Genomic DNA, 23,646 nt, shown 5'->3' with positions numbered 1-23,646 from the left:
AAATTACTTAACGTTAACTTAAAAATGTAGGCTTTACTATAATAATTAGTAAATTCGCCAGCATCAATTAGAGCGCTTTTTTTCATGATAGACTTTAACTTTAAAAAATGGAATAACATATTAGCATGGTTTGCTTTTGCTATAGCATTTGTAACTTATGCATTAACTATAGAACCTACAGTAAGCTTCTGGGATGCAGGAGAATATATCTTAACCTCATCGAAATTACAAGTTGGCCATCCACCTGGAGCACCTTTATTTCAAATGATGGGTGCATTCTTTTCTATTTTTGCTCTAGAGCCATCACAAATTGGTATGATTATGAATATGATGAGTGCCACAGCAAGTGCATTCACTATTTTGTTTATGTTCTGGACTATTAGCTTACTTTTAGTAAAACTTGTTAAATACAATAAAGATTCTAATTCTGGAAAAGGCATAGCTATTATAGGCAGTGCTTTTGTAGGAAGTTTAGCATTTACATTTACAGATTCGTTTTGGTTTAATGCCGTAGAAACAGAAGTTTATGCCATGGCAACATTAATTATGGCAATTATGTTTTACTTAGCTTTACGTTGGGAGCAAGATATGCACAAACCTAGAGGTAACCGTTGGCTAATATTAATTGCTTTTGTTATTGGACTATCATTTGGCGTACACTTTATGGGTCTATTAACCATACCTGCAATTGGTCTTATCTATTATTTTAAAAATTACAAAACTATTACTGTAAAAAACTTCATTATTGCTAATGTAGTTTCGGCAGCTATACTTTTGTTCATTTTTAAGCTACTATTACCTTCTACCTTAAAACTATTTGGAAACCTTGAAGTATTCTTTGTAAACTCTGTAGGTTTACCTTTTAACTCTGGTACAATTATTACCGGCTTAATGGTTATTGCATTATTCTATTTTGGTTTGAATTACACACGAAAAAAAGGAATGATTCACATCAATACTTTAGTGCTTTGTCTTATGTTTATTTTTATTGGTTTCTCATCTTGGATGATGTTACCAATTCGTGCAAATGCAAACGTCATCATCAATGAAAATGATCCTTCAGATGCACGAGAATTATTAGCATACTACAACTTAGAACAGTACCCAGAAACGCATTTGTTTTATGGCCCACAGTTTACTGAAATATATTCTGGAGCCGATAAAAACGAACCATTTGTAGATGATAAGAAAAATTACGAGCGTAATGATAGTAATGGTAAATATGAAATTATAAACCAATGGGAAGGTACAAAACAAAACTACAATCATGAACATGCTTCTGTGCTACCAAGAATGTGGAGTAGCGAACATGCTGACAACTACATGATGTTTACTGGGTTAATAGACTTTAAAGTTAACCCAAACCTACAAAGAAATGCCTTTAATGAAGCATACAATGTCTTTATGGAAAATGCTTTAGGCCAAGGTTTAAACGAAGCTGAAGCTGACCAGTATGCTACAGAACAAGCTAGTGCTTATGCACTACAAGAAGCAAAACGCTTTGATAAAATTGTTAATGATTTTAGAATGCGTATAAGAAATGGTGAAGTAGATTATGAAGACTACGACAAATTTTTAAGACGCTACGGACAGCAGTATTTAATTGTTGAACAACCTTCATTTGCTGACAACCTTACCTATATGATTCAGTACCAGTTTGGTTATATGTATTGGCGTTATTTTATGTGGAATTTTGCGGGAAGACAAAACGACATACAAGGAAAATACGATAACTTTAATGGTAATTGGATTTCTGGAATACAATTTATTGATGAGATACATTTAGGTTTATCTCAAGATAATTTACCAACCGAAGTATTAGAAAACAAAGCAAGAAACACCTACTATTTCTTACCATTATTATTAGGTTTAGTAGGCTTTTTCTTTTTAATGTACACCGATGCAAAACGTTTTTGGGTTTTATTGGTGTTCTTTTTAATGACAGGATTAGCAATTCAATTTTACACTAACATTAGACCTTTTGAGCCTCGTGAGCGCGATTATTCTGTAGTAGGCTCATTTTATGTGTTTGCTATCTGGATTGGTTTTGGTGTATATGCAATATATGATCTTTTAAAATCGAGTGTAAAATCAAAAATATTAGCTCCTGTAATTACATTAGCTTGCCTCATTATTGTACCTGGAGTTTTAGCTGCCAACAATTGGGACGACCATGATCGTTCTGGTAAATATACAGCCAATGCTATGGCACGCAAATATTTAGAATCTTGTGCACCTAATGCTATTTTATTTACCATTGGTGATAATGATTCTTTCCCTTTATGGTACTTACAAGAAATTGAAGGAGTAAGAACAGATGTTCGTGTGGTTAACACAAGTTTATTCCAAACCGATTGGTATATCGACCAAATGAAACGAAAAGCTTATGAAAGCGACCCTATTCCTTCGCAACTAACTCATAACGATTATAGAGGTAGCAACAGAGATGTAATCATATATAGAGAAATTACAAGAAAAATAGCCAATGACACTTTAGACATAAAAGAATTCATGGACTTCATCTCTAGTGATAAAGAGAGTACTAAATTTAAATACGTCATTGAACGTCAAGGAGAAGACCCAAGGCAATATCCTAAGCATATTCTTAACACAAATTATTTCCCAACAAGACACGTAAGTATTCCTGTCAATAAAGATATTGTTCTAAAGAACGGTATTGTAAAACCAAAAGATGCTGACAAAATAGAAGATGAACTCTTTGCAGAAATAGAAGGTAGTTATATCTATAAAAACAGACTATTAATGCTAGATATTATTGCTAACAATAACTGGGAACGTCCAATATATTTTACAGGAGGTGCCTTTGGTGCAGATGATTATGTATGGCTTAAGGATTATTTACAATTAGACGGCATGTGCTACAAGCTTGTACCTATTAAAACACCAATAGATAGAGCTAATCCTTATGACATGGGTAGAGTTGATCCAGATTTAATGTACGATATGGTTAAGGAATGGAATTGGGGAGGAAGCGGTGAAAACATCTATCACGATATTGAAACTAGAAGAAACGGTATTACTTACAGAGGTAATTTAGCACGTTTAATAGAAGCCCTTATCAATGAAAATAAATTAGATAAAGCAGAGGAAATTGCAGACATTGCTATGGATAAAATGCCTGTAGGTAAATTTGGCTATCATTCGCTTTTAGAACCTTATATAAGTGCCTATTATGAAGTAGGTAATATTGAAAAAGGTAGAGCACTTTATAAAGATGTAGCAAAAGTCTATCAAGAAAAACTTGTATATTTTGGTAGCTTAGATGAAGACGATCAAATCAGTTTATTCGAAGATATTTACTTAGACATTCAACGCTATAGAGCTTTAGTTGACTTATTGGTTATTTATAATGATAAAGACTTTGCCATGGAAGAAACCAAGAAATTTAATAGTTATTTGAGTTTACTAGACAAATTTATGGGACCTTCCTCCGAAGAGGATTTAGAGACAAGAGAAGACATAGATATTAATTCAATTTTAAATGATAGTATTCAAGATTCTATAGCACCTGAAGAATAAACCACTATGATTTAAAATCTATAGTTTTATCATAAAGCATAATGAAGATTATTCCTGCCAAAACACCAGGATTTGTAAAAGCATTATTTCCAAGTTTTGCCTGGAACATAGACACTACTCATAAAGTATTATATCTCACTTTTGATGATGGCCCTACACCAGAAATAACAGATTGGGTTCTCAATACTTTAAAAGAGTACAATGCCAAAGCAACCTTCTTTTGTATTGGGAAGAATATAGAATCTCATCCAGAAATTTTTCAGAGTATTATAAAAGCTGGGCACAGTATTGGAAATCACACCTATAATCACCTTAAAGGATGGAAAACCAAAACTGCTCAATATATCGAAGACATAGAAAAAACCCAACAGCTTATACATTCCAAACATCAAGCGAAAAGCAACAAAACTGTTGAATTGTTACATTGGGATTTGGAACTTAAGGATTGGGATTTAAAATTATTCCGTCCTCCTTATGGTAAGTTTAAATCTAAGCAAAGTAAAAAAATACGAAAATTAGGCTATAACATTGTTCTTTGGGATGTACTTTCTTATGATTGGGATAAATCTACTAACGAAGAAGCTTGCTTAAAAAACATTATTTCTGCTGCAAAAGAAGGAAGTATCATTGTATTTCATGATAGCGTTAAAGCTTCTCAGAATCTAAAATACTCTCTTCCAAAAGTATTGGATTACTATAGCAAAAAAGGGTTTATCTTTAAGTCTCTCAATAAAAAAGATCTTAATTAAAAATCAAAAAGATTCCTGCTTTCGCTGAAATGAAGCTAAACATACTCTTGAATAACACCAATTAAGGTATTAACATCTTTCTCTCCACTATGCCTCCATTTCATTTCGCCATTTTTATAAATAATTAATGTTGGTAAGCCTTTAACTCTGAGTGCTTCAGCTAATTCTTTATTCTTATCTACATCAATTTTAATGACTTTAGCTTTATCGCCTAGAGCGGCAGCAACATCTCTTAGCACAGAATGCATAGCTACAGATTGTTGGTTCCATTCTGTATAGAAGTCTAATAGCACCGGAATATCGACATCTATTAATTCACCAAATTTTGACATACGCTATTGTTTTAGTCAAACGAATTAAACCTACTTAAAACTTCTCCTGAAAATCTAGTAAGTTCGTAACGAGTTATATAAAAATAAACAATTGTTGGCAATTATGCTTCTTTTAACCCTTTTTTAAGTTCTATAACCGTAATTTCTGGCCATATCCCTACTCTACCAGGAAAAGCTAAATACCCAAACCCTCTATTTACATTAATATATTGTCCTAGAGTTTCATAAATTCCAGCCCATTGTTTGTACCTCCATTTTACAGGACTCCATTTAAACCAACCCGGAATTTCTATACCAAACTGCATACCGTGGGTATGACCACTCAAAGTTAAATGATAATGATATTTATCATTCACAACTTCTTCATCCCAATGACTTGGATCGTGGCTTAGCAATATTTTAAAATCATCTTTATCAATAAGGCTTGAAGCTTTCTTTAAATCACCAGCCTTTTTAAAACCACCTTTTCCCCAATTTTCAACTCCAACAATAGCTATTCGTTCACCTTCCTTTTCAATGAATCTATTTTCATTCAGTAACAAATCAAAACCTATCTCTTTTTGTATGGTTTTTAAATCTTCAAGATTTTGTTTTTTAGCTTCTTTAGAATCCCAACTTACATAATCACCATAATCATGGTTTCCTAATACAGAATACAATCCATCTTTAGCCTTTAATTTCTTAAAAACATCCATATAAGGCTTCATTTCTTCTGCCTTATTATTCACCATATCACCTGTAAAGACTATTATATCACTTTGTTGTTCATTAATTAAATCAATAGCATATTCAACTTTATTGATATTATCAAAACTACCGGAATGTACATCGCTGATCTGCGTTAACCTATAACCATCAAAAGCATCTGGCAAGTCCTCAAAGTGAAGCGTGTATTTTAAAACTTTAAAATTGTATTTTCCTTTAATAACTCCATATAAAATTGAAGCAAAAGGAATCGCAGCTAAACCTAATGCGATTTGAGACACAAATTTTCTTCGTGATTGAAAGCTTGAGGAACCATTATTGGTGCTTGATTTAATAACGTTATCATAAACATAAACCAAACCTCTATAAATATCTTCACCTAATAGTGTGATTCCTACAACTAGTTTCGGCACACAAAAGAGTATTAATAATATCAGAGCTAAAGAAAACCTAAAAGTAACACCATTATTACGATCTAAAATAAGTATCTGAACTATAAAATTTACTAAAATACCTACTGATAATACCCAATATAAAACATACCAAATATTACCTTTTATTACCGTTTTTACAGATTGAAACGTATAGTATTCTAAAAGCCCTATAATTACAATAAAGATTAATAAACGAAACATATATGAAATTTAATTTTCAAAGATACTAATATGAAAAAAGGGCTTATCTTATGAAAGTGTTAAAGCTTTTTATCTCAAGATCATCAATAGTTTGAAGCGCTTTTAGTCGTGGATCATCAGACAAGAAATAAACCCATCGCCTTTGTCCAGGATATAAATCGAAAAAATTATTATGAAACCAGCCTTTGTATTTGGTAGTTAAACACACATCTTTCTGATACGTGTCTGAAGAAATAACAACTTTTATTCCGTTATCCATTTTTACAAATTGGGTTTCAAACTTTCCTTGCTTAAGTTTTAAATCCTTTGGCTTTACGAAGAAAAAATGCTCGTCGTAAACATCAAATCGTGCATCAAAATAAATGGCATCTTTTTGAAACTTAATGTCAGACAATGGTAATTGGTAATGTATCTCACTAGAATTAGCTTTAACTATAATATCTCTTTTATCCTTCCACAATATACGATCATCAAAATCTTTAATCGATACATAAAGTTTATGCTTTAAATCTTTCAAGTTATCGTTAATAACATAAACATTTAATGTGTCATTTTCTATATGAGACGACACTATAACATTATTAAAAACCTGTTTAACTTTATATTGCAAAGCCTTCCAATTCCCAAAATAGTCGATACTACTCCACGAAACCGATGGCCAACAATCATTAAGCTGCCAGAATAACGTTCCCATATTGTATGGCTTGGCTCGTCGATGTGCTTCTATACCTTTAGCAATCCCATAAGCTTGTAATAATTGACTCATGTACACATAGTCTTCTGCTTTTTCTGGCACAGGGAAATCGCGTTGCATATAGTCTTCAATGAGTTGAAATCCTCTAACGTGTTTCTGATGATTTTTAAAGCCATAAGACTCAATTTCAATAGAATCATTTTGATTGATATATTGAATCACCTCATAACTAGGAAACGATTGGAACCCGAACTCACTCATAAAACGTGGCACGTTTTTCTCTAGATGCTCAAAAGGGTAACCATCGTGCCAAATCCACCAATCATGCGCATCTCCCTCAGTTTTGTATTTTGGATTTCCTCTACCGTATTTTGGAGAACTTTCCCAATAGTCTGCTTTAGTATATTTTGATACAGTCTTAGGCAAAATAGAATCGAATACTTTAAGATAATTATTCCAAATCTCTTCTTTCTCTTGATCACTTCTATTGGCTTGCCAACCCCATCGATGCCAACCTTCTGAACTTTCATTATTGCCACACCACAACGCTATTGAAGGATGATTGCGTAATCGCTTAACTTGTTGCTCAACTTCAATTTTCACATTCTCTAAAAACGCTTCATCACCAGGATACATGGCACAAGCAAACATAAAGTCTTGCCAAACCAAAATGCCTTTTTCATCACATAAATCGTAAAAAATATCATTCTCATAAATACCTCCTCCCCATACTCTTAGCATATTCATATTAGCATCAACAACATCATTTAAAAGCTTCTCATAATGCATATCTGTAACTTTATTTTGGAAGCTATGCTGCGGGATATAATTTGCCCCTTTAGCATAAACTGGCACACCATTAACTTTAAAATAGAAAGCTTTACCAACACTATCTTTTTCTGTTACCAAATCAATAGTTCTAATACCATGTTTTACAGAAATACTATCTAGAATTTTGCGCCCATCCTTTACAACAACTTTTATATCGTACAAATAAGGTTCACCTATGCTATGTGGCCACCAGAGTTTTGGTTTTTCTATATTGAATATCAATTCTGACAACTTTTCATCATTGACCAAATGCATTTTTCTTGTTTGCGAAACATACAATGAGTCATTAATAAACAACTCATAATCCAAATCTTTAGATAAAGGAGTATCCAAATTAAATGTAGCTCTAAAAACTCCAAGATGATTATCAAACAATAAATCTTCTGTATCTATTTTAATTTCCTTAATTCTAAAATCATTCCAAGCCACCAATTCAACAGGTTTCCAAATTCCAGAAGTATTCAATTTTGGTCCCCAATCCCAACCATACTGAAATTGCGCTTTACGTGTAAAAATGCGATTGCCCTCAGGTAACTCGTATGGTAATTTTGCTTTTTCAGCTGCTTCATGTTTTGAAGTATGCTCAAACACCAAACGCAACTCGTTTTCGGTTTTCAATAACGATTTTACATCAATTTGCCATTTGCGAAACGCATTATTAGCGTTTAAAATGAGACTATCATTTAAATACACTGAAGCGTATGTGTCTAAACCTTCAAAATTGAGCTCTAAATGCTGCTTATCTAAAGTCTGCTTATCTAAACTAAACTCAGTTTTATATTCCCAATCGGTTTCTGAAACCCATTGCACTTTTTCTTCATTTTTACCAATAAATGGATCCTCAATAAGTTTATTATCCAATAAATCTGAAAATACATTCCCTGGAACCGTTGCAGAATACCAAGTAGAATCTGAAACCTTTTTGAATTGCCAATTATTATTAATTTCAACGATAACAGGAACATCATGTCTTGGTTGACAACTAAAACAGATTAAGACAAAAAATAGTAAGCTATATCGCATCTAAAATGGCTTTTATTTTTAGTGGATCGGAATATGTTAATGGCATTGAAAACATAGATTTACCACCCACTGTTTTTGAATCCTGAACTGAGCTTAGTTGATGTGAAGCTGATGCATGAATTTCCTGTATTTCAGCATCTTTAAATTTAAAGGCATTATCAACATTGATGCCTCCTCCAGCTAAAATGACAATCTTGTTATTTGCTATTTCATTCAATTCTTTTAATAACTCCAACCCATTTTCAGCTGTTGATTTTTGACCTGAAGTTAAAACACGATCTACTCCTAAATCTATCAATTGCTCTAAAGTCTTTTTAGGGTTTTTAACCTCATCAAAAGCACGATGAAATGTAAATGACAATGGTTTTGACAGCTCTATTAATGCTTTTGTTCGCTCAACATCAATGGTATTATCATTATTCAACACTCCTGAAACAATGCCTTTACAACCCAAATCTTTACAGATTTGAATATTCGCTTTCATAATTTCAAACTCATCAACGGAATACACAAAATTTCCAGCTCTTGGCCTTATCAATACAAAAACAGGAATCTGAAGATTTTCCACAACCTTTTTTAGCAATCCGTAAGATGGTGTAATACCACCAACAGATAATTCTTGACACAATTCTATTCGATGTGCTCCTGCTACTTGAGCATTTTTAGCAGACTGGTATGAGTTGGCACAGATTTCTAATAACATCCTAATTAATTATTATCTCATCAATAAAAGTCCAGGCTTTATTACCTGCACCTTGTCTACCTTCTGGTATAATTCCGTAGTTGGGTACAATTAATTTTATTGATTTCACTTTAATATTCATGTTTTTAGGTGGGTTGAAATTGTAGTTCATTTCTACTTTTAAAACATCCCTTTTTTTTAAATAAACTTTGTCTTTAACTATACTTCCATCATTAACAACAAATTGCATATCTATTTCTTTAGGTGCATAAATCCATTGCCCATTTCCATTGTAAAATCTAGTCTCAATAGAATGAATTTCTTTTTCTTCTCTTAAATCTATTTCAATCAAAATATCTTCTCCCCAAAAGCCTAACCATTCTTTATCGCCATAACGTGTATCACTTCCACTAATGCCATTGATAAGCCCTTCTGATCCAGATCCTGAATAGGCTTTATGTGGTGTTTTATCAATAGTGATTTTTGCGCCTACAGCTTTATGATAATTGATATATTGTATGAATGTTTTTCCTAGTTGTACTTCATCATTAAAAACTGCGGCTTTAATAGTTGTACTTTCAACAAAAGGAATTTGAGATTTATATACTTTAGAATTTAAATCAGGCTCACTTCCATCTAAAGTATATCTAATCGTTTTTCCTTCCGTCAAGGTTTTTAATTCATAATACGACTTACCACTTTCAGAAATCATCTCACCTTCTATCTCATACAAATGATTGGCATAGTTAATATTTAAAGCATCTAATCTTTTATGGAAGTTTTCTAATCTTGATATAAAATCAGCATAATTTTTTTGCTTAGGATGAGACCACAATACTTCACTCATAGCTAACATTCTTGGGAATACCATATATTCTACTTGATCTTCCGTTGGCATATATTCTGTCCAGAGATTACCTTGCGCTCCTAGCACATACTTCGCCTCTTCGTTAGTTAGTTCTTCTGGTATAGGGTTAAATTCATAAACCTTTTCTAAAGGTAAAAAACCTCCGATAGCCAATGGCTCATTTTCATTGTCAGATTGATAATAATCAAAATAACAATGTGATGTTGGTGTCATAACTACATTATGTCCAGATTTTGCCGCTTCTACAGCTCCATTAGTTCCTCGCCACGACATTACTGTTGCATTAGGAGCTAGACCACCTTCTAAAATTTCGTCCCAACCTATGATTTGCCTCCCTTTAGAGTTAAGATATTTTTCCATTCTGGTAATGAAATAATTCTGCAATTCATGTTCGTCTTTTAAACCTTCGTCTTTAATTCGTTTTTGGCAATTTGCGCAAGTTTTCCAACGTGTTTTTGGTGCTTCGTCTCCTCCAATATGGATGTATTTGCTTGGAAACAGTTCTAAAACCTCATCTAAAACATCTTCGAGAAAATCAAACGTGCTGTCTTTTGTGCAATAAATCTCTTCAAAAACTCCCCATTTTTTTGCAACTTCAACTTGCTCGCCTGCACATCCTAATTCTGGATATGCGGCAATTGCTGCCTGACTATGACCTGGCATCTCTATCTCTGGAATAATCGTTATAAATCTTTTTTCTGCATAAGCAACAATACCCTTAACCTCTTCTTGTGCATAATAACCTCCATATTTTTCACCATCAAATTGATGTGGTTGGTCGCTGTAATGCCCAACTAAAGTCTCATCTCTGTATGCTGCAATTTCCTGAAGTTTTGGATATTTTTTTATTTCAATACGCCAACCTTGATCTTCAGTTAAATGCCAATGAAACGTATTCATCTTTAATATTGCCAATGCATCGATATATTTTTTTATAAAATCTACGGAATACATATGACGACCAACATCTAAATGCATACCTCTGTATGAGAATTTCGGTTTATCTTTAATGTTTATACAAGGTAGAGCGACTTTATTTTCTGTGTAAGTTCCATTCTCAAAATTAACAGGCAGCATTTGCCTCAGCGTTTGAAACCCATAAAATGCTCCTTTTTGAGAACTCGATGTAATCAGAATCTTTTCTTCAGTAATCCTTAATACATATTCTTCTTCATGCAGATTAGAATCTATTTTAAACTCTAAAAAGCTCTTTTGTTTATAATCATCAGTATTATTTTTAAACCCTTGTTTTAAAAACGCTGCACTAAACTCAGCAACTTCATTTAAATCCTCCTCACTAATGAGATGAATATTAGAATTAAGCGTAAAACTACCGTTTAATACTTCGCTTGAATTTGGAACAGGAATAATATGAGGCACAACAACCTCAACCTTATTTCCTTTACATGCAATGATAATTAAGCTTAAAATGAAAAGTACTACTAATTTCTTGAAATGCATTTTAATGTATTAGATGCTTTAAAATTAGCAATCTATTTTTTATGCTTTCAAAACTTAGCCCATTTTTTTGAATAGTCATCTAGAATCTCTCGTAAGTTTTATAAGATAATAAACCTCACAAATTGTTTAGGAATAAAAAAGTCTCGAATATTTTTAAAAACATCCGAGACTTCTTAACCTTAACCAAATCATTTAATTAATATATTTTATCTGTGGCTCTATTAGAAGACAAATCAAGATACCAATCCTTTTTTACGCTACCTCCACTAGATGCCCAGATAGCAAAATCTAAATAAGCTCTATTTATAGGCGTTGATTCTATAGGATATTCAAAAGATTCTGAGACATTAATTGCCCATGGTAATCCATTCGCTGTTTTGTAATAATAATTACTAGAAGGATTAGTAGCATCTGCAGAAGTATTAAACCAATTTACATCAGCAAGATCTGTCGGATCCTGACCTGGTAAATGTATCTCTTTACCTCGATTACCATTTACAAAAATAAACGGATCATAAGGTGGCAAACCTACAATATCCTGACTCATAGGATTGCTAAGATTAATAACAGTACTTAAGGTTACTGGAGTAGTGTACGGATTAGACGGCACTGTATTAATAAATTCGCCTCCAGCACTTTGAATTTGGTTTAAAACATTATCAAATATTATAATTGAAGCACTAGATTGACTAGCCTCAGTACCATTACCATTATTAGACACTATACCTTCTTGCAAATCCTGACCACTTATGCTAGCAATATCATTTGACGACAAACCATCTAACTCTATCCCAAATCCATTCCTAAACCCTGCACCAACTGCTTTAATAGTCCAATCAGCTTCAATATCTACTAAAAGATTATTACCATCAAGAATATGATCAACTTCGTAATCAATCACTAAATCATTAAAATCATAGTCGCCTTTTGAGGGCCAAAGATCTTCATATGCTAACGAACCTTCATATGTATTTCGCACAGCCCTTAGCGGATCATTTGGAAAGTCATCACTTTCATCAGAAACACCATCTCCGTCAGCATCTACATTAGGCCTTACCTGTAGCATCCCACCAGTTTCTATAGCTTCCCAAGGATTTGCAGACACATAGAATACAAGGTCATTAAAATCATCATCACTTCCTCCACCTGACCTTAATAAATCTTCAAATGCATTTAATAAACGTTGACGTCCAATATCCATTAATTGAACAGTATGCTGACGCATATTAGGATTCGACTCTGAAGTATTGAAATCTAGTCGAGAATAAAACTTTGTAGCATTTACATTAACACCAGAACCTGTCCAAGCATTTTGAAACAATACCCAAGAAATAGTTTTTCCTCCTTCAAAAGTACCTAATCTTATCTTATCACCTGCATATAACTCTCCGCCTGAATACGCAAGAGAAGCATTAGGTAATACAACATGAATAGAATCTATCTCACTTACATTATTCGGTGGGTTATCCGTATCAAAAACATAATAGCCAAGTGCATTTCTATACCCAGCTCCTTCAGTTACAAAAGTTACCCAAACATCACTCAACTCGTTAACTACCACATCAAGCTCATTGCCTGTGGTTAAATATTCAGGATTATAATTAGGGACAGGTTTCCCTTCTGGTAAAGACGCATTAACATCGTCTAAGAAGGTCTGACTTAATTGATCACTTTCAGACTCAAGATAATGAGGTAAACCTTTCCAACTACCAGTATTAAAATTACCCATATAGTAATAATTACCTGATATAGGTATAGCATCAGAATTAGTATTAAAAGTTCTATTACTTGGTCTTGTTTCAGGTATTCCACCAAATTCAATATTAATCTGTGGCTCAACACTTACAGTCTTTTGGTTAGCAAACCCTACACTATGTACCTGAACAAAAACCTCATCTAAATAACTTGATACTTCAATCTTAGTTTGTAACACACCTAATGAATTAGTAAATGCGTTAGATATAAGCTTACCGCCAAAATCTGGATGACTCGTAAAGAAACTAACTTTAACTCCAGGTAACGCAACATCTGCAATACTTTTTACCACAATTCCCATTTCTATCTCCGAAGTGGTATTAAAATCAAAATTAGCCGGAATATTAAGTTGTGTAATATCTTCTATTGATGGATCTGATTGATCATTTTGATTATCCTCTACATCCATATTACATGAAAATACTAATACAAGAAGTAAGAGGGATAAAAATATTCTTTCTTTCATGGTTGTTAAGTTATGATTATTGCAAAATTGGTTTTCCAAAACGACTGTCTGTGGTTAAAATCGTTCAAAATATATTTTACTTCGACAAATCTTTGATTATTATAGATAAGCGGAAAAACTCATATTTTAATATTATTTTGGTTAAATATCGTAAAGCGTTAATTGATATATATTTAAAAAGAAAAAGACATAAATTATTGAAAAAGACTATCTTCAACAAAAACCCTTAATAAAACATTTCCGCAACTTTAATGAATCATTACAGTTATCTTCTTATTGGCATTTTAGTATATTAGATGCTTTAAAACTTAGTAATGTTTTTTGATGAACTTTAAACCAACCTCTATTTTAATTGTTATAGCCTTTCTTTTTGGCTGTAACAAATCGCCAAAAATCTCAGCAACTAAAAAAGACCAACCATTAATAAATTATGTTAATCCTTTTATTGGCACTGGCGGTCATGGACATACGTATCCTGGAGCTACAATGCCTTTTGGAATGATGCAACTGAGTCCAGATACTCGTCTAGACGGTTGGGATGGATGTTCTGGCTATCATTATTCCGATAAATATATCTATGGGTTTTCACATACACATCTTAGTGGCACTGGTGTTTCAGACTATGGTGACATTTTACTAATGCCAACAAATGCTGTGAATTTTAATAATGGGGCTGATGAAAAAGTAGGTTATCGCGCTCATTTTTCACACGACAATGAAATTGCTAAACCAGGTTATTACAAGGTTAAGCTAGACTCAACAAACATTGATGTGGAATTGACCGTTTCATTACGAAGTGGAATTCATAAATACCAATTTCCTGAAGCCGAAAATCAAATTATTATGTTAGATCTAGATCATCGTGATGAATTATTAGACTATAAAATTCAGCAAGTCGATGACAAAACCATTACAGGCTATAGGCATAGTAAGGCTTGGGCAACCGATCAGCGTTTGTTTTACTATATGACATTTTCGCAACCCATAAAAGATGTGATTTACGAAGAAAACGAAAAACACATCTCTAAGAACTATAAATATGAAAGCAAAAAAGCCGGAATTATTTTAGACAATCCTAATAACGAACCTGTTTATATAAAAATTGGTATTAGCGCTGTAGATGAAAAAGGTGCAAAGGAAAATATGACCGCAGAAATAGGTTCTAAAACCTTTGAAGATGTTAAACAGGAAGCACAAAACTATTGGGAAAGCCAACTTGAAAAAATTGTTATTAATAGTGACGATGTAGATAAAAAAACCAATTTCTACACCGCTCTTTATCACACCATGATAGCTCCAAACCGCTATCAAGATGTCGATGGTCGTTATAGAGGCATGGATTTAGAAATTCATCATACTGACTTTAATTACTACACTGTATTTTCGCTTTGGGACACCTATCGTGCTGCTCACCCATTGTATACCATAATCGAAGAAGAACGCACTAATGATTTTATCAATACATTTTTAGCTAAATATGATGAAGGTGGTATAATGCCTATTTGGGATCTTTCGGCTTGCTACACAGGTTGTATGATTGGCTACCATGCTGTTCCTGTTATTGCAGATGCGTATTTAAAAGGTATTAAAGAGTATGATACAGAAAAGGCTTTTACTGCCATGAAACATTCTGCTACCAGAGATCATTTAGGCTTAGAATCTTACAAAGAATTTGGGTTTATTCCTGTTGAAAATGAAAGCGAATCGGTTTCAAAAACCTTAGAATATGCTTATGATGATTGGACGATTGCCCAAATGGCAAAAGCTATGGGTAAATCTGATGATTATAAAACCTACTCTGAACGCGCTCAGTATTATAAGAATATCTTCGATCCAGAATCGCAATTTATGAGAGGTCGTTTTAGAAATACATGGTTTGCTCCTTTTGATCCTTATGAAGTGAATTTTAATTATACCGAAGCTAATTCATGGCAATACAGTTATTATGTACCTCAAGATATTTCCGGATTTATAAAACTACTTGGAGGAAAAGATAAGCTTGAAGCACACTTAGATAAACTTTTTACTGCTGAAGCAGAAACTTCAGGACGCAACCAAGCTGATATTACAGGACTAATTGGGCAATATGCACATGGCAACGAACCTAGCCACCATATGGCTTATCTCTATAATTTTGTAAACAAACCTCCTAAAACTCAAGAGAAAGTACACCAGATTCTTATAGAATTATATAAAAATGAACCTGATGGTATTTCTGGAAATGAAGATTGCGGACAAATGAGCGCTTGGTATGTATTTTCATCTTTAGGATTTTATCCTGTAACACCTGGAAGCAATCAATATATCATTGGAACTCCTATTATGGATAAAGCCACGTTTAATTTAGAAAACGGCAATCAATTTACCATTAAAACTTATAATCTAAGTGACACCAATAAGTATATAGAACAAGTATATCTCAATGGTCAAAAACTAAATAAAACCTACATCACCCACGAAGATATTATGAAAGGTGGCACATTAGAGTTTAATATGACAGACAAACCTGCGGTTTGGGGAAGTCTAGACGGACAAGAACCTAAAACCTCTATAGATGAGCATATTATTGTTCCTACGCCATTTATAGCAAAAGGAGATGTAGCCTTTAAAGGAGAAACCGAAGTAGAATTAGGTATTGCCAACTCAAAAACTGAAATCTTTTACAGTTTAGATAATTCTGAATTTAAATTATATGATAAGCCTTTTATAATTTCTAAACCTTCGGAATTAAAAGTCTATGCAGCAAATGCTTCTGGTAAACGAAGCAGCACCATTGCAACCCAATTTTATAAAATAGATCCTAATTTAAGCATCAAACTTGAAACAAGTTATGCCAACCAATATAATGCTGGTGGTAATGATGCACTTATTGATGGCATTTTTGGAGCTAAAGATTTTAGAACAGGAACATGGCAAGGCTATTGGGATGAAGATGTTATTGCTACAGTTGATTTAGGAAGTCAAAAACCTATAAATATGGTAACTGTAAGCTTTTTAAGAGACCAACGCTCATGGATATTTCTTCCATCCAAGGTTGAAATTCTAGTATCTAACAATGGTACGACATTCAAATCTTTAGGAAATCAAACTTTAGATACCACAACAAATACAGAAGATGTCATCATCAAAACATTAGAATTCAAGCAACCTAAAACAAACTATCGTTATGTAAAGCTTATCGCCAAAAAACTAGGAGAACTTCCTAAATGGCACTTGGGCTATAAACACAATGGTAGAAGCTGGATTTTTGTAGATGAAATTTCAATAAAATAAAATAAACTAACTAACAACAACTATATATGAGCAACCAAAACAACAAATCAGCACTGGCTACATTAGTTACTGTGTTCTTTTTCTGGGGATTTATTGCAGCATCTAACGGTGTTTTTATTCCTTTTTGCAAAACCTATTTTAATATTGATCAATTTCAGTCACAATTAGTAGATTTTGCTTTTTATGGAGCGTATTACATAGGCGCGTTGTTATTATTCATTCTCTCTGGCTCCATCAAAAAAGATATTCTAAATAATTGGGGTTATAAAAATGGTATTGTCTATGGTTTATTATTATCTGCTATTGGTGCTTTTGTTATGTATCCTTCAACCGCAGGCGCTGAGCAAGGGCAGACAGGAGTGTTTTACCTTGTACTAATTGCTTTATTTATTGTTGGCTTAGGATTTTCATTGCAACAAACTGCAGCTAACCCTTTTGCCATAGCACTTGGTGATCCAAAAACAGGTTCGCATCGACTAAATTTAGCTGGAGGTATAAATTCTTTTGGCACTACCATTGGACCTATCGTTGTGAGCCTTGTTATTTTCGGATCTGCTAGTTGGAGTACTGATGAATTAGCACAAATGATTGCTAACAATCAAATTACACTTGTTACAGTTCAAGGATTATATCTAGGTGTAGGCGCATTGTTTTTAATTGCTGCTGCCTTATTCCATTTTTCAAAAAAACTACCAGCTCTTAAATCTGATACTGCGTTTGAGTCTGCAAACAAAGCTCGTAATTTATTAATCATTCTAACGCTATTAATTGTAGGTTGCTTTGGCTATATTTTTAGCACATACTCTGACGGTTCAGTTGCTACTGAAGCCATAGAACAAACACGATTAATCGTCTTATTTATTGCACTATTTGCAGTAATTGCAGCTATTTTTATAGCCTACTCTAGTGCCTCAAAAAAACCTGAAGGTTGGGGAGCAATGAAGTATCCTCAGTTAGTTTTAGGAATGCTAGCGATTTTCACTTACGTTGGTGTAGAAGTAACTATTGGTAGTAACTTAGGCGAACTGCTAAAACAAGGCATTGAAAACACAGGTTTAAATGCGCTTGGCTTGCCAGTACTTAATGATTCGCAATTAGGCATATACATCTCATTGTATTGGGGAGGTTTAATGATTGGTCGTTGGGTTGGAGCTATAACTGTTTTTAATCCTAGTAATAGACTTAAAAAAGTGTTATTGATTATAGTTCCTTATGTTGCTTTTGGTGTTATTCTCTTTTCGAATTGGATTGCTGGAAATGAATTTTCAACCAATGAAATCTTATTCTTTGCCATCTGTATTGCTGTTCAAATCATTGGATTCTTCTTAGCAAAAGACCAACCTGTAAAAACCTTAAAAATATTTAGTCTTTTAGGAATAATTGGAATGCTAATTGGCTTATTTGCCTCAGGTAACGTCGCTCTGTTTGCTTTCTTATCTGGTGGTTTATTCTGCTCCATCATGTGGCCTTGTATTTTTACATTAAGTATTGCTGGATTAGGCAAATACACGTCTCAAGGCTCTGCTTTTTTAATTATGATGATTTTAGGTGGCGCTATAATTCCTCCAGTACAAGGAAAATTGGCTGATGTATTTACTATTCAATCATCGTATTGGATTGCTGTGGCTTGTTTTGCTTATTTATTGTTTTATGCCTTTAGAACAAAAACAGTTCTAGATAAACAAGGAGTCGAATACTAATGAAATCGAAGTTGAAGTTGAATAAGCTTGATATAAACAAAGAGTGATTTATTAAAAATAGACTTCCATTTACATGGAAGCAAAACTATATATTGATGAAACGAAGAAATTTTATAAAAAACGCTGCTTTAACTAGTGCAGGATTGGCTATTGGAAACTCGCTTACCAATTGTGCTGATTCTGAATCGAAAGACAACAAATCTGACGTTGCTGTATCAACTAACAAATTACCATTAGTTATAGCCACATGGCATGTAAAAAATGCTACAACAAAGGCTATGGAAATTTTACAAGCTGGTGGTACTGCACTCGATGCTGTAGAGCAAGGTTGTAGAGTCGAAGAAGCAGACATTAATAATTCTTCGGTTGGTAAAGGTGGTTTACCAGATAGAGACGGAAACGTGACGCTAGACGCTTGTATCATGGACAAGTATGGTAATTGCGGTTCGGTAGTTTATTTACAAAACATTACACATGCAGTTTCTGTAGCTAGAAAAGTAATGGAAGACACACCTCATGTAATGTTAGCTGGTGAAGGTGCCAAACAGTTTGCTATGTCTAAAGGCTTTCAACCCGAAGATTTGCTTACTGAAGCATCTAAAGAAGCTTGGGAAAAATGGAAAATAGAAGCCAAGTACAAACCTATAATTAATATCGAAAATCATGATACCATTGGAATGTTAGCCATTGATAAAAACGGAGATATTTCTGGCGCTTGTACAACTAGTGGCTTGGCGTATAAAATGGGAGGTCGTGTTGGTGATTCACCTATTATTGGTTCAGGATTGTTTGTAGATAACGAAATTGGAGCTTGTGTTGCTACAGGTTTGGGTGAAGAGGTTGTAAAAACGGTTGGTAGTTTTTTAGTAGTAGAATTGATGCGACAAGGCAAATCACCTCAGCAAGCCTGTGAGGAAGCTATCCGTCGTATTGTATCAAAACCAAATAGTAATTATAAAGATTTTCAGGTTGGTTATATTGCTGTAAACAAAAAGGGAGAAACGGGCTCTTATGCCATACACCAATGGTTTAGCATGACCAAATTCCAAGATGGAGTTAATGAGCAAAATCAGTCTGATTATTACATTAAAAAACAATAACTTAACTCTATTAATCTATTATAATTAGTTTTATATCGTCTTTTTTTGATTCTCTCAACCTACTTGGTAAATTGCTTCAAAAATTAAAAATCCCATTGTAATATGTCTACTATTAGAGTACTTATTGTTGAAGACGATCCTATAATTGGAGAAGACATTCGCGATATACTTACTAATGTAGATTATACTGCTATAGGTGTGGCTTACTCTAAAGCGGAAGCCATTGATTATATTAATAATGAAAACCCAGATTTAGTGCTTCTTGACATTAATCTAGATGGTAATTATGAAGGTTTTGATATTGCAGAACATATAAACCAAACCCGTAGAATTCCTTTTTTATATCTCACCTCTTACTCTGGAAAAGAAATTATAGAACGTGCAAAACCTACTATGCCAATGGGCTATATCGTTAAACCATTCAATGAAAAAGAACTCTACTCTAACATAGAGGTAGCGCTTTATAATTTCTCAAAATTTGTATTACCTGCTACCTTTAATATACAATTGATTAACTCTAAAATAAATTCTTCATTAACACAAAGAGAGTTTGATATTCTTGAAGGTTTGTTTGAAGGAAAGACCAACAGACAATTAGCAGAATCTAATTTTATAAGTGTAAATACAGTAAAAACCCATATTAAGAATATTTACGAAAAAATGAATACCAACACACGTTCAGAAACAATTACATTGGTACATTCATTACTGCTATAAAATTACTTAGGAAGCACAAACGATACCGAAGTACCACTATTATTAGTAATGCTAATAGATGCTTTCAACTTCTTAGAAAGCGAATTTATAAGTCGTTGCCCAAAAGATTCTTTTTTGCTATTTTCAATAATATCTTTACGTATACCAATACCATTATCTGTTACTTTTAAGGTATAGAACTCTTCGCGTTCAGACATTTTTAAAGTAATTTCGGGCTTGGTTTTTACTCCAGCTGGAAACGCATGCTTTAACGAATTAGTAATCAACTCATTAACAATCAACCCTAAAGGGATTACAGATTCCACATCCATCTTTACTTTATCTGCATTTATGGTTAAATCTATATCATATTCTGTTTTATTATAAGAGTTTAAAATACTCTCTACTAAACTTTCAAAATACTGCTGAATATTTACCATATTCAAATCTTCACCTACATATAAATTTTTATGTAATAACGCCATAGATTGCACGCGGTTTCGCCCATTTTGCAACACTTCTAACACCTTTTCATCTTCTACATACTTTGATTGCAAATTGAGCAGGCTCGAAATCATCTGCAAATTATTTTTAACACGATGATGCGTTTCATGTAACAATAGCTCTCTATCTTTTAATGCCTTAGAAATTGTTATATTTTTACTTTTAATCTTTTGATTCATTTTTAGCAGTGTAAATGCTGCAATAGCTAATAAAGCTATACCAATCAGTGAAATCATCATTATTGCTCTAGAACGCGACAGTCTAGTTTCTGAAATCTCATTTTCTTTACTCAACAAAGCAATTTCTGCATCTTTCTTTTGCTGATTATAAAGCACATCTTTCTCAGCAATAATTTCAAAAGACTCCTTAGAATAAATAGAATCATTTAATTTTGAATAAGACTTATAATTATTTAAAGCTTGCTCATAACTTCCACTTTTTTCATACGCTTCTGCTAACAAGTCATAAGCTGATAATTGCTGATATAGTGAATCGTGCTCATCATAAGTAAACACATCTTTTAAATGCCCAATAGCTTCACTATAACGCCCTAATTTTATAAGTACTTCACCCATATTTAGCTTAGACTCACACAAATTATATGTACTGCTCAAATTCTCTCTAATTTGTAACGCTTTTAAATGCTCTTCATAAGCTTCATCTAAACGACCTTGCTCTTGACGCAACAATCCTAAAAAATCATAATGAAAGCCCATCTCACGAAACGTTGGAAATACAGCATTATATTCTTTTTGTTTCTTTAAATGATATTCAGCCTTTTCAAAATCACCAAGATCAGTATATAGCATTCCTAAATTAGCATTAGAACTTGCCATACCTGTACTATCCTTTAACTTTTCGAACTGTTCTAATGCTAAAAGGTAGGTGTCTTTTCCTTTTTCTACTTGGCCTATATTAATGTAAAACCCAGCTAGCGAATTGTTTATTCTAGCACGCTGTTCTGTAGTTCCAATAACATCATAAATGGCCGCAGCTTCAATAAGATGCTTTTGAGATACAACATTATTCCCTAAAAACATATTGATACTCCCTATAAAATGGGCACTATTAGCAACATCAATAGAATCGTTATGTTTTAAAGAAAAATCATATATGGATTTATAAATCTGTAATGCCGTTTTATAACTGCCTTGCCATCTATGGCTTGCAGCAAAAATGTAATTATTACGACGTATATCTATGCTATCGTTTTCAATGTAGTTTACCTTTAAATCTTCAGCAATACGTTTTGCCTTATCAGGATCTCTTTGTACCAGATACTCACCCAATAAGAATAAAGATTCTTTTTTTATGGTCTTATGTGCATTGCCATCTATAATGATCTGCAAACTATCTTGATAAGCATCTACAGGTGCATCTTGACTGTGACTAAAACTGCTAAACAATAAATATAAGATAAGGTATATATGGTTAATCTTCATACAGGAAATTTAGTAACACAAAGATAATAAAGGCATTAAATCCAAAAATCACCCATAAGGATGAAATAAAACCAAATACAGTTTAAGAATTTTACAACCGCTATTAATCTAAGACATTATGAAACGATTTGTTATTCTTCTATACATCGCTATTGGGCAAAGCTTAATAGCACAAGTAGGTATTGGCACAACTACCCCAGATAATTCGAGCATTTTAGATGTTGAATCTGACGAAAAAGGAATTTTAATCCCTAGAATGACAGCGCTAGAGCGTATAGGAATAATTGCTCCAGCAGAAGGCCTAATGGTCTTCCAAACAAATGATGTTAAAGGGTTTTATTTCTTTGATGGTACGTCTTGGGATCGAATGTTAAAAGAAAGCAAGGATCCTGTACCTACAGGTGCTATATTTAGTTTTCCTTTAGAAACTCCACCAACAGGCTATTTGGTGTGTGATGGTAGCGCTGTAAGCCGAACTACATATGCAGGTTTATTTGCTGTATTAGGTACAACTTACGGTGCTGGAAATGGCTCTACAACTTTTAATTTACCCGATTATAGAGGCAAATTTCTAAGAGGTTATGACGATGGTGCTGGTAATGATCCAGACGCAGCTACTCGACAAGACCGAGGAGATGGCACAACTGGAGATGCTGTTGGAACACTACAAGACGGAGATATGGAAAGTCATTTACATCAAGTAGATCCTCCAATTACATATTCTAACTCAGCAGGCAATCATAATCATAATACTAATGTTATTAACGTAACAACTGGTTCTGGAGGAAATCACTCACATAACACTGCACCTAGAACAACTAACACAAATACTACTGGTAATCATGCACATCAAATTAGAGGAAATCTAGGAAGAATAAGCACTTCTGCCTTTGGTGATATAGACTTTCAAGTTGATGATATGGGAAACTCTGGACCAAACGCTTTTAACACACCTGCTGCAGGAAACCACAGTCACATTGTTAATATACCTGCTTTATACACCAATACTACAGGCAACCACGTTCACAGTGTCTCAATTCCTTCAAGTACTACAACCCATTCTGGTAATCATACGCATAGCACTAACATTGCTGCTTTTAATTCTGCTACTACTGGATCTAACGAAAACAGACCATTAAATATCACCGTGGTGTATTGCATAAAGTTTTAACTAAGAGTTAATTTTTTAA

Annotated in this window: 14 protein-coding genes; 7 read left to right on the top strand and 7 right to left on the bottom strand. The window is 33.4% G+C overall.

The window, feature by feature from the left end:
- Positions 1-84: 84 nt before the first annotated feature.
- On the top strand, positions 85-3,540 hold the full coding sequence (locus tag N4A42_RS03795; RefSeq protein WP_294070079.1) for a DUF2723 domain-containing protein: 3,456 nt from the start codon (positions 85-87) through the stop codon (positions 3,538-3,540).
- A 41-nt stretch (positions 3,541-3,581) separates the two neighbouring features.
- Positions 3,582-4,289 carry a polysaccharide deacetylase family protein gene (locus tag N4A42_RS03790; protein WP_294070076.1) on the top strand — a complete coding sequence of 236 codons (708 nt, stop codon included), beginning with the start codon at positions 3,582-3,584 and terminating at the stop codon, positions 4,287-4,289.
- 35 nt (positions 4,290-4,324) lie between these two features.
- On the opposite strand, the gene N4A42_RS03785 is transcribed toward N4A42_RS03790, so the two are convergent.
- From N4A42_RS03785 to N4A42_RS03760, 6 genes are all read right to left on the bottom strand, one after another.
- Positions 4,325-4,621 carry a co-chaperone YbbN gene (locus N4A42_RS03785; RefSeq protein ID WP_294070074.1) on the bottom strand — a complete coding sequence of 99 codons (297 nt, stop codon included), beginning with the start codon at positions 4,619-4,621 and terminating at the stop codon, positions 4,325-4,327.
- Between the two features lie 101 nt (positions 4,622-4,722).
- Positions 4,723-5,961, bottom strand: a complete 1,239-nt coding sequence (locus tag N4A42_RS03780) for a metallophosphoesterase (RefSeq protein WP_294070071.1) — start codon at positions 5,959-5,961, stop codon at positions 4,723-4,725.
- Between the two features lie 43 nt (positions 5,962-6,004).
- Positions 6,005-8,509 carry a glycoside hydrolase family 2 protein gene (locus tag N4A42_RS03775; RefSeq protein ID WP_294070068.1) on the bottom strand — a complete coding sequence of 835 codons (2,505 nt, stop codon included), beginning with the start codon at positions 8,507-8,509 and terminating at the stop codon, positions 6,005-6,007.
- Positions 8,499-9,212: a copper homeostasis protein CutC gene (locus N4A42_RS03770; RefSeq protein ID WP_294070066.1), complete on the bottom strand. Its 714-nt coding sequence runs from the start codon at positions 9,210-9,212 to the stop codon at positions 8,499-8,501. Before N4A42_RS03770 ends, N4A42_RS03775 begins: the two co-directional genes overlap by 11 nt.
- 1 nt (position 9,213) lies before the next feature.
- The gene (locus tag N4A42_RS03765) at positions 9,214-11,520 is read right to left on the bottom strand and encodes a family 20 glycosylhydrolase (protein ID WP_294070063.1); all 2,307 of its coding nucleotides are present in this window, start codon (positions 11,518-11,520) and stop codon (positions 9,214-9,216) included.
- A gap of 196 nt (positions 11,521-11,716) precedes the next feature.
- On the bottom strand, positions 11,717-13,741 hold the full coding sequence (locus N4A42_RS03760; protein WP_294070060.1) for an LruC domain-containing protein: 2,025 nt from the start codon (positions 13,739-13,741) through the stop codon (positions 11,717-11,719).
- Positions 13,742-14,065: 324 nt separating this feature from the next.
- Here N4A42_RS03760 and N4A42_RS03755 point away from each other — a divergent pair, with 324 nt between their 5' ends.
- From N4A42_RS03755 to N4A42_RS03740, 4 genes are all read left to right on the top strand, one after another.
- Positions 14,066-17,014, top strand: coding sequence for a GH92 family glycosyl hydrolase (locus N4A42_RS03755; protein WP_294070139.1), 2,949 nt, complete (start codon positions 14,066-14,068; stop codon positions 17,012-17,014).
- A gap of 26 nt (positions 17,015-17,040) precedes the next feature.
- Positions 17,041-18,714, top strand: a complete 1,674-nt coding sequence (locus N4A42_RS03750; RefSeq protein WP_294070058.1) for an MFS transporter — start codon at positions 17,041-17,043, stop codon at positions 18,712-18,714.
- Between the two features lie 95 nt (positions 18,715-18,809).
- Entirely contained in the window at positions 18,810-19,814 is a 1,005-nt protein-coding gene (locus N4A42_RS03745) for a N(4)-(beta-N-acetylglucosaminyl)-L-asparaginase (RefSeq protein WP_294070056.1), read from the top strand.
- 102 nt (positions 19,815-19,916) lie between these two features.
- Positions 19,917-20,531 (top strand): response regulator transcription factor, encoded by a 615-nt coding sequence (locus tag N4A42_RS03740; RefSeq protein WP_294070054.1) that lies wholly within the window; start codon positions 19,917-19,919, stop codon positions 20,529-20,531.
- Between the two features lie 2 nt (positions 20,532-20,533).
- Here N4A42_RS03740 and N4A42_RS03735 read toward each other — a convergent pair whose 3' ends face one another.
- Entirely contained in the window at positions 20,534-22,456 is a 1,923-nt protein-coding gene (locus N4A42_RS03735; protein WP_294070052.1) for a histidine kinase dimerization/phosphoacceptor domain -containing protein, read from the bottom strand.
- Positions 22,457-22,574: 118 nt separating this feature from the next.
- Here N4A42_RS03735 and N4A42_RS03730 point away from each other — a divergent pair, with 118 nt between their 5' ends.
- Complete coding sequence (locus N4A42_RS03730; protein ID WP_294070050.1) at positions 22,575-23,627, top strand: phage tail protein; 1,053 nt, start codon at positions 22,575-22,577, stop codon at positions 23,625-23,627.
- The last annotated feature ends 19 nt before the right edge of the window (positions 23,628-23,646 follow it).

It is taken from the genome of Winogradskyella sp. (assembly GCF_025210595.1).
Classification (GTDB): domain Bacteria; phylum Bacteroidota; class Bacteroidia; order Flavobacteriales; family Flavobacteriaceae; genus Winogradskyella.
This window is presented reverse-complemented; position numbering and strand designations above follow the sequence as displayed.